Source organism: bacterium, from assembly GCA_030655055.1.
Classification (GTDB): Bacteria; Edwardsbacteria; AC1; order AC1; family EtOH8; genus UBA5202.
The window spans coordinates 1-9,692 of record JAURWH010000008.1; the positions used below are offsets into that span (position 1 = coordinate 1).

Here is a 9,692-nt window from a genome sequence, read left to right on the forward strand (position 1 = left end):
TGTTGCGGATGGAAGCCAACTCGCCGTCGTCCAACCGTGAGGTCTCCCGGCCCATCAGGTGATATGTGCCACTGGTCGGCCGGTCCAATAGTCCCAGATTATGCAGCAGGGTTGATTTGCCGCTGCCGGAGGCCCCCATGATTGCCACGAAGTCGCCGGCGGCGATATCCAAGCTTACCCCATCGAGGGCCGAGACTTCCACCTTGCCCATCTGGTAGACCTTGGTGATATCACGCAATTCAATAATATTCATCGCTTAGTGCCCTCGCGGTCCCATTAGGCCAGGCGTGGTAGTCGAGTTTCTCCGGGCAGCAGGATCTGATGCCGCGGTACCATTAACAGCCAATACCACCGTGTCGCCTTCCGACAGCCCTGAGAGGATCTCGATGTTCTTTCCATCGTCAATACCGGTCTGCACCTGCCTAATCTTAAAATTGGCAAGGGGCATGAGTCCGCTCCATCTGAGTTTAACCTTGGGGCTTCCGGTCTTCACCTTGACCATCTTCCTTCCATCCGGCCCTTTAACTGCATCGATCGGCAGCAGCAAAGCGTTGGTCTTTTTGCTAATGACAACATTGACGGTGGCCGTCATACCGGCCCGGAACACCTCCGGGACTTTCAGCGGCTGGATCTTTACCTTGTATACGGTAACGTTGTTGATCACCTCGGACTGGTATGCGATGTGCTCGATGGTGCCTTGGTAAGAGGCATCTGGATAGGCGTCCAGCACGATCTCGACCTGCTGGCGCAACTTGATATGCCGCAGATCAGTCTCGTCAACATTGGCCTCGATGATCAGCCGATCGGCCATAACCAAGATGGGATCGCTGGAGGACACCGTCTGCCCCGGTTCCTTGCCCCGCGAAATTATGAACCCGCTTAGCGGAGCTACAATGGGCGTGGGCTTGTAGGCCGCCTCCCAGTAAGCCTTATCCTTCTCGTCGGCGGAGTTGACGGCGTCCAGGATTGTCGCCCGGTCGGTCGAACTTACCCAGGCAATAATCGCGCCTTTGTTGACCCGGTCGCCCTCGTTGACCATGATCTGCTCGATCCGTCCGGCCACTTGGGAGTTGATGTCAAGCTGGTTCCTAGGCTCAACCGAACCGTTGACCTTAAACTCGAACGCAATATCGCCCCTGGTGGGCAGGCAGACCGCCGCCTCGATGGTGCGCTTGGCCTGCTGATATTTCCAGACAGCCCGCACCGACAGGATGATTATCACGACACCCAAGATGATCCCCACCCATAGCAGCACCTTTTTCACGTTATTCTCCTTCGCCCATAATATTTGCTAATTTCGCTCGTAACAGGATCGCATTTTTCCGGGATGACAGCATGTTTTTCTTGGCGTTCACATAATCAGTCTCAACCGAATACCATTCGGTGTAGGTAGCCAATCCATTCATATACTTCCGGGAAGTGATTAGCGACTGTTCCTTCGAGGCTGCCAGGTACTTTTCGTTGATGATAATGTTCTCCACGGCCCGAAGCAAGTCGTTTCGAGCTGACTGAATCGAGGCATTGATCGTCAACGCGGTTTTCTCGAAGGTATGTTCCGACATCGCCATGCTGTTCCGAGCGGTGTTCACTTGGTATTTGTTCGTCAGGCTTCCAGTGAGGGGATAGGACAGGCTCAAACCGACGTTCCACCCCCCATAATCCGGCGGGAAGGTCGATCCGCGCATACTGTAGCCGCTGGACAGTGATACATCGGGATAATATCCGCTCTTCGCCTGGCGGATTTTTAACTTCGTCGATTCCAGCTTGTACTTCGATAAGCGGTACTCCGGGACGGTACCGAGCACGGAATCACCGGATGCCATAGAGGGCAGACTATCGACCACCAGACTACCTGTTACAGTAAACGTATCGCTGGCACCGATGCCAATGTTCCTCATCAATTCCAGCATCGCCGAAATGCTGTCCCGCTTGGCGTTGGCCAGCTCATAGTCGGCCTGGAGCTTATCGGCTTCCATCCGTAGCATCGCCCCCCTGTCCTCCCTACCCGCCTGGTATTTCAGCTTGACCAAGTTATAATTATCCGTCCGCTGTTTCTGGATATTCTGCCACAAGGCCAGCATTTCCTGGGTTGTTAGCAGGTTAATATAGCTGGTTTTTAAACCGTACAGCACGTCTGAATATGTCCGGAAGTAATTCTCCCGCTCGATCGCCTTATTAACCTTCTGAATCTGGAGCTCAGTGACGTCGCTGAATCCCGAGAATACCGGGAGGCTTCCGGAAATCCCCAGGGCATAGGCGTCTGATGTGCCCCCTTCATCCCCCCCCGACAGTGAATACCCTGCCGAAGTGGACAGCTTTGGGTACAGGTTGGTAGCCGCCTTGGAATACTCGATCTCCGCCTGTTTGATGGATAGTTCGGCATTCTTTAGATCCTGGTTATGGGTCTTGGCGAGGACAACAATGTCGTCCCAACCGAGCGTCACCCCTTGGACAGTGGAACTAAGCACAAGCAGAAAGAATAACCCCGCTATCTTTGTTTTACCCGTCATTTGATTACCTCATACATTTCTGCATTATCAACGTCATTAAACAAGACCCTCTGCCGGCATTACCCTCACCGGAGGGAATAAATAGCCGTAGAAGGCCGTGCACTGGTTTGGTACTTACAGGATTAGACTTTATCCGGGCCGTAAAGGTTTAAAGTAAATCGTGATTGTAGCATAATTTGCTTCGATTGAAAAGGAGTATTCATAGGTTGGTTTTCCTTTGTTATGGTTAATAATGAATCTACCAATTTGACAACCTCAGGGTAATAAAAAGGTCCTTCACATTATGAGACGGGGCTGTGAGCGGTGGAGTGGGGTAATTCGATTATTCTACCTTTTTGACTACAATTTTCTTCCTAATATCTGGGATGTGGATATAGCCTTTGTATTCACAGATCACGGTTCAGACCTGCAGGACGATAATCAGCCATATAAAAGAGGACTGAAGTTATCTTCAGTCCTCTTTTTATTTAGACTATCTTCATCGGTGTTATTCGGCTTCCCGCTTGAACCTCTGCTCGAACACCGTATAAAGCGCCGGCACGAAGAACAGGGTCAGGGCGGTGGACACCGTCAGGCCGCCGATCACCGCAATGGCCAGCGGGGCCTGGGTGGACTCGCCGCCCAAACCGATGGCCATCGGTATCAGGCCGATGACGGTGGTCAGGGTGGTCATAAGGATCGGCTTCAGCCGGGTGCGCCCGGCCCTGATCACCGCCTGGTGCAGCTCCACCCCCTTCTGCCTCAGGTGGTTGGTATAGTCCACCAGCAGGATGCCGTTGCTGACCACGATCCCGACCATCACGATGATGCCCTGGAACGAGGTCACCGACAGGGTGGTGCCGGTCAGAAACAGCGTCCAGAAGACGCCGACGATGCCCAGCGGCACGGTGAACATGATGATGAACGGATCCAGCAGCGACTGGAACTGCGAGGCCATCACCACGTAGACCAGCAGGATAGCCAGCAGGAAGGCCAGCATCAGGTCGCGGAAGGTCTTCTGTTGCTGCTCCACGTTGCCCTTGAGTTTGACGGTGAACCCGGCCGGCACCGCCAGCTTGGCCAGCCTGCGGTTGATGTCCCCGGCTACGGCCCCCAGCGAACGGCCGGAGACGTTGGCGGTGACGTTGACCAGCCGCTCCTGGTTCTTGCGGGTGATCTGGACCGGGGCCAGGGTCCGGGTCACGGTGGCCACGCTGCCCAAAAGCACCGGCTGTCCGCCGGCCCCGGGCACTATTATCCTGGCCAGGTCGCCGGGACTGGAACGGAAGCGTTCGTCCAGCCGCACCAAAATGTTGTAGGAATTCCCGGTGACCGGGTCGGTATACAGCGAGGCCACCGTGCCGCCCATGCAGGTATTGATGGTATTGGCAATGTCGGAAACGCTGACCCCCAGCACCCCGGCCTTGTCCCGGTCGATCTTCACCCGCAGTTCGGGCAGGTTGTCCTCCCGGCTGACCTGGACGTCGGTGGCCCCCGGCACCGACCGGACGACCTCCGCCACCTCGGCTGCCAGCTTGGAACCGGCGGCCAGGTCAAATCCCTGGACCTCCACGTCGATCGGCGCCCCGGCTCCGAAATTCAGCAGGAAGCGCAGGAAGCCGCCCTGGCTCAGGAATACCGTGGCTCCGGAGGTCTTCATCAGCCGGGGACGGATGTCCTTGATGATCTGGAACACCGAGCGCCGGCGGGCATGGGGCGGTTTCAGGGTTATCTGGATCCCGGCCGCGTGGCTGCCCGAGTTCCGGCCGCCGCCGCCGCCGGGCGGGGCCCCCATCTCCGAGATCATGGTCTCGATCTCGGGGACGGTCTCCTGCAGGGTCTTTTCGATGCCGGCCACCACCGTGTCGGTCTGCTCGGTGCGCGAGCCCACCGGCAGCCGCACCGAAACGCTCATCTGGCTCTCGTCCTGGTCCGGAAAGAATTCCGATCCGATGAAGAACAGCAATAGTCCGGACAAAAGAGCCGCCCCGGAGATCCCCAAAATTATCTTCCGGCGGTGGCCCAGGGTCCAGCGCAGCCTGGCCTCATACCAGTCGTCGAGCTTCTCGATCCAGTCATGGGCCTTGACCTTGACCCTTTCCCACAATTTGGAGGAGTCCCGTTCCAGCGGGGCCTCCGGCGGCAGGTATTTCAGGCACATCAGCGGCGTCACGGTGCGGGACACGAAGAACGAGCCGAACAGGGCCACCGCGATGGTGATGGTCAGGGGAACGAACAGCAGCTTGGCCACCCCGGATAGAAAGACCACCGGCAGAAAGACGATGACCGTGGTCAGGGTGGAAACCAGGATCGGGGCCGCCACTTCCTGGGCCGCCTCCAGGGTGGCCTGGATCTTGCTTTGGCCGGGGATCCGCAGGTTGTAGTGGCGGGAGATGGCCTCCAGCTCCACGATGGAGTCGTCCACCAGCCGGCCCACCGCCAGGGCCAGCCCGCCGAAGGTCATGATGTTCAGGGTGACGTTGCCGAACCGGAACATGATGAAGGTGATCAGGATCGACAGGGGGATGGCCGTCACCACGATCAGCGTCCCCTTGATGTTGCGCAGGAACAGCAGGATGATCAGCATGGCCAGCAGGGCCCCCAGCAGGGCCTCCCGGGCCAGCCCGTCGATGGTCTGGCGGATGTACCGCGACTGGTCCCCGGTCAATGACATTTTGACGGTGGCCGGGATCCCGGTCAGCTTGGGCATGGCCCGCTTGACGTTGTCCACCACCGCCACGGTGTTGGCGTTGGCCAGTTTCTGGATCCTCAGTATCAGCCCTGGCTGGCCATTGATCCGGGTGAGCTGGGTCTGCTCCTCATAGCTGTCCTCCACTCTGCCGACGGCCCGGATCCGGACCGGCACCCCGCCCACGGTCTTGACCACGATGTTCTCCATCGGCTGGACCAGGTTGAAACGGCTCTCGGTCTTAAGGGAATAGTCGAAGGGGCCGGACTTGATGTCGCCCGAGGGCACGATCACGTTGGCGTTGGCGATGGCGGTCAGCACCGCCTGCACCGGAATCTGCAAGGCCTGAAGCCGGTTGCGGTCCAGAGTAACGTGGATCTCCCGCACCCGGCCGCCCGAAACCGGGGCCGAGGCCACCCCCGGCAGGTGCTCGATCTGGGGCTCGATGACATTGAGGGACAGGTCGTAGAGGTCGCGCTCGTCCAGGTCTCCGAAGACCACGATGTTGCAGACCGCCTGCGAGGTGACGTCAAAGCGCTGGACGGTGGGCAGGGAGACGCCGTCCGGCAGCCTCCGCTGGGCCCGGTTCACCCTCTGGATCACATCCACCATGGCCACGTCGGTGTTGGTGCCCCAGTTGAAGTTGATCCGCACCTGGGAGCTGCCCTCCCGGGTGGTGGACTGGATGTAGTCCACGTTGCTGACCGAGCTGACAGCCCGCTCGATGGCCGTGGTCACGGTCTGCTCCATGTCCAGCGGGCTGGCCCCGGGATAGGAGGTGGAGACGGTGACCGTGGGGATGCTGATGTCCGGCAGCAGATCGATGGGCAGCTGCGAAAGGGAGACCAGCCCCAGCACCAGGATGGTGACGGCAAAGAGAAAAGTGGAGATGGGATATTTGAGGGCCAGCCTGGTAAGCCACATAACGAGTATCTTCCTAAAATTATTGCAAAAAAATCGGAATGATTATATTTGGAAACCAGCCTGTGCGCCGAAGCAAAGCGTAGGAGCGGAAGGCATGAAACTATCGAGATTTTCTTTGTTCATTGTTTATTGTTCATGGTTTCATGGATTCCTAATAAAAATGGTGCCCGTTTGTTAAACACTTTAATAAAAAATCTATTTCTTTTTCCCTGATGGTTTAGGCTGCTGTGGATCGGCCTCCGGCTGTACCGTGACCGGGCCGCCGTCCTTCACATACTGCTGGCCGGTGGTGATGACCTGCTCCGATCCGTTCAGCCCTGCGGTGATCTCGGTCATCGCGCCCTGGTCCCGGCCGGTAATTACCACTATCCGCCTGGCGGAGTCTTTGTCCAGGACAAAGACATACTTGGCCTGGTTGTCGGACAGCACCGCCTGGGAAGGCACGGTAACGGCGCTGGCATTCTCTTTCAGCACGATGGTGACCGTGGCGTACATCCCGGGCTTTAGTTGGCCGCCGGGGTTGGGTACCAGGATCTCGGCCCGCATGGTGCGGGTGGCCGGATCTATCGCCTGGCTCAGGCGGCCCACGCTGCCCTGGCAGCTTTTATCCGGCAGGGCGTCGGCGGTGACCAGGGTCTTCTGTCCGATGGACACCAGCGGCACATCCTTCTCCAGCAGGTCGACGGCCACTTTCACCCGGCTCAGGTCCATCAGGGTGAACAGGCTGGTGCTGCCGGCGCTGACCTGGGCCCCGGGATCAAAGAACCGCTTGGTGATATAACCGCCGAAAGGCGCGGTCACCCGGGCATACCCCAGCCTGGCTTTGGCCAGTTCGTAATTGGCCTGGGCCATCTTCATCTGGGCCTCGGCATTGTCGAACTCCTGCCGGGAAAGCAGGCTCTGTTCTAAAAGTTTCACCGCCCTTTCATGCTCGGAGCGGGCGGTAAAGAATGACGCCGCCGCCTGCTGGGCCTGCTGGAATACCTCGGCCGAGTCTATCACCGCCAGCAGCTGGCCCTGCTCCACCCAGGAACCCAGGCTGGCCTCTACCCGCTCCAATGCTCCGCTGATCCTGGCCACTATGGTGGCCTGCTGGTTGGCGACCACATCCCCGGTGTATTGCAGGGTGTACTGCACCGTCTCCCGCCGGGGAGATTCCACCCGGACGATGGGGACATTCTGCCGCCGCGAGGCCGCCGACTTGGCGCTGGAAATGACCCGGAAAATGGTAAAAGCGGCCAGCACCGCCAGGATGCCTCCCGCCATGATCAGGTGATTGCGTTTGATCTTCATAATTAATTCGGAATTATCAGGTTCCTGTTATTGTTGCTGCCGGGGTCTTGGAGGGGTTTCAATCCGGGGAAAAGCATTGTTGACCGGCTATTTTTTCCCGATCCAGCCTTTGATTATATCCTTTGCCGGGCGGGTTGTCAAGAAAGGGTTTCGCCTCTTTAGTGCCCAAAAAAAGATTAGACAACCTTTTGGAGCAAAAGGTTTAACCCTTAACGGCCAAGAGGTAAATAATAATGGCATAAAAAAAGCGACCGGAGCTTTCGCCACGGTCGCTTTTTCCAGGGTTCGTTTATTCCTCGTCCTCTACTTCGATGCCTTCCAGGGCCTTCAATATCTGGTCCAGCTTGACGTTTATCTGGTCCAGCTCTTTCCGGAACTGCTCCGGGCTGGCTCCGGCGGCCGATTCTGGCCGGCGGAAACTGTCTGGACGGGAGGGTCCGGAGAACCTGCCCGGGCGGAACTGGCCGGGGCGGCTGGGGGCCCGTTCTTCCTGGCCTTCCATCTTGCGGAAGCAGTCGCGGCAGTAAATGGGCTTGCCCCCGGTGGGCTTGAAGGGCACTTCGCAGTTGGTGCCGCATTCGTCGCAGACCGCCGGGTGCATCTGCTTGTCAAAGGCGGGACGTCCGCCGGAAGGCCGGCTGAAGCCGCCTCCGCTGGGCCTGTCCGGCCGGCCGAAAGGCTTCTTGCCGAATTTGCTGTCCTTTTTAAAACTTTTCATCATTTTGGGCTCACAGTACTTATGGATTACTGACAATCGCGGCTTTTTCTTGGTTGAATGGCCGCCGTCTTAAGGTAAGTATACACCCAAACGGCAATAATTACAAGGGCAAAAGAGCTTATTGACTTTTGGGGCATAATGTTATAAAATATAGGTCTTCGTGGCGCTATCGTCTAGTGGCCTAGGACGGATGGTTCTCAGCCATCAAACCGGGGTTCGATTCCCCGTAGCGCTACCATGTTTGATTTAAGGGCAACCGGACTTTGCAAGTAATTGAACACCAAAGACAATTCAGGTGTTCGAACAATTCCCCCCTGGATGTAAACCTTGCCCGGAAATATAAGGTTTTGGAACCTTTGCTTTAGGTCTAGAGCAGCCCCGGCCCATAACTCGGCTATATTGCTTAAAAATTCCTTGCAATAGGTTAAACAGGGTTCTATATCAGTGAGTTCACCGTTAACAGCGGTGAGCTCATTTTTTTTACTTAATATGTCCCGTTCCACCTCTGCTGCCTTTTCTCTATAAGTCTCTTCAGCCATAACACCCTTAACAACTAATTCTATCAATTTCTCTTTTGTATGTCCCAGTTTACTTAGATCATCCCTTAACCGCCCCTCATCCTTGAACCTTGTTTCTTTTTTCTCCCGCCATATATCAAGCACTATGCATTCGAACAGATTTATAATGTCATCCTTTGGCTGTATGCTCTTTAGATGGTCATAAAAAGCCCCCTCCACTATTTCTTTGCGGAGGTTGAGGGTACACCCTTTTGTTGGACAATGGTAATAAGGATACTTTTTCGTTTTGCCCGATGACCAACTGCCTGTTAATTTTTGATCACATTGAGGGCATCTGATAAAATTCCTTAAAGGAAAGTCCGGATGATTTCGTAGCTTGGGGATAACAGCCGTTTTGTCACCATGCGTGTATTGCTGTACCTTGTAAAAAGTATCCCGAGAGACTAGCGGTGTGTGTAAACCATCGAAATATTCAGGGAACCACTTAACTTTAATAAACCCGGCATAAAGGGGGTTTGTTAAAGTTTTATGAAGGGTTTGATTTGATATTTTTAGCCCTTTTGAATAAAGCTTTTTGACTATTTCCGTTTGCGAATAAATCCCAGACTCCGCCATCGCAAATGCCTCTTTAACCAAATCGCATTGCTCGGAGGGGACTATCATGGGTTTGCCTAAATGATCCCTGGACGGCTTATAGCCTATCGGCGTCCGCCAACACCACCGCCCTCCCCTGACCGCTTGCTTCATTCCATCCGAAGTTCGTTCACTCCTAACATCGTTGTCAAATTGGGCAAATGAAGCCATCATATGCTTCATAAGCTTGCCCATCGGTGTTTCATCAATCTTTTCTGTGACTGATTTTAGTTCAATACCCAAGCTACGGAGTAAATTAAAAAGGCTCGCACAATCAGCCACATTCCGTGATAAGCGATCAACTTTATATATAATTAGGTAATCAATATCCTTTGCGTTTTTTGCTGCGTATTCTAAAAGTTTGGTTAGCTCTGTCCTGTTTATTGTTTTAGCACTTTCTCCGCGTTCAATAAAAACCTTATCAACAT

The 9,692-nt window shown here is 55.5% G+C and carries 6 protein-coding genes and 1 tRNA gene; 1 reads left to right on the forward strand and 6 read right to left on the reverse strand.

Annotated features, from left to right (window positions below; translation table 11 throughout):
• The 6 genes from Q7U71_00150 to Q7U71_00175 all read right to left on the reverse strand — a co-directional run.
• A partial coding sequence (locus Q7U71_00150; protein ID MDO9390172.1) for an ATP-binding cassette domain-containing protein occupies positions 1-253 on the reverse strand: 253 nt, incomplete at its 3' end.
• Positions 254-256: 3 nt separating this feature from the next.
• Positions 257-1,264, reverse strand: coding sequence for an efflux RND transporter periplasmic adaptor subunit (locus tag Q7U71_00155; protein MDO9390173.1), 1,008 nt, complete (start codon positions 1,262-1,264; stop codon positions 257-259).
• 1 nt (position 1,265) lies between these two features.
• Positions 1,266-2,510, reverse strand: a complete 1,245-nt coding sequence (locus tag Q7U71_00160; protein MDO9390174.1) for a TolC family protein — start codon at positions 2,508-2,510, stop codon at positions 1,266-1,268.
• A gap of 487 nt (positions 2,511-2,997) precedes the next feature.
• Complete coding sequence (locus Q7U71_00165) at positions 2,998-6,102, reverse strand: efflux RND transporter permease subunit (GenBank protein ID MDO9390175.1); 3,105 nt, start codon at positions 6,100-6,102, stop codon at positions 2,998-3,000.
• A 195-nt stretch (positions 6,103-6,297) separates the two neighbouring features.
• Positions 6,298-7,395: an efflux RND transporter periplasmic adaptor subunit gene (locus tag Q7U71_00170; protein MDO9390176.1), complete on the reverse strand. Its 1,098-nt coding sequence runs from the start codon at positions 7,393-7,395 to the stop codon at positions 6,298-6,300.
• Positions 7,396-7,684: 289 nt separating this feature from the next.
• Positions 7,685-8,116 (reverse strand): hypothetical protein, encoded by a 432-nt coding sequence (locus Q7U71_00175; protein MDO9390177.1) that lies wholly within the window; start codon positions 8,114-8,116, stop codon positions 7,685-7,687.
• A 159-nt stretch (positions 8,117-8,275) separates the two neighbouring features.
• On the opposite strand from Q7U71_00175, the gene Q7U71_00180 reads away from it, so the two are divergent.
• Positions 8,276-8,351: transfer RNA gene (locus Q7U71_00180), tRNA-Glu, on the forward strand.
• Positions 8,352-9,692 lie beyond the last annotated feature (1,341 nt).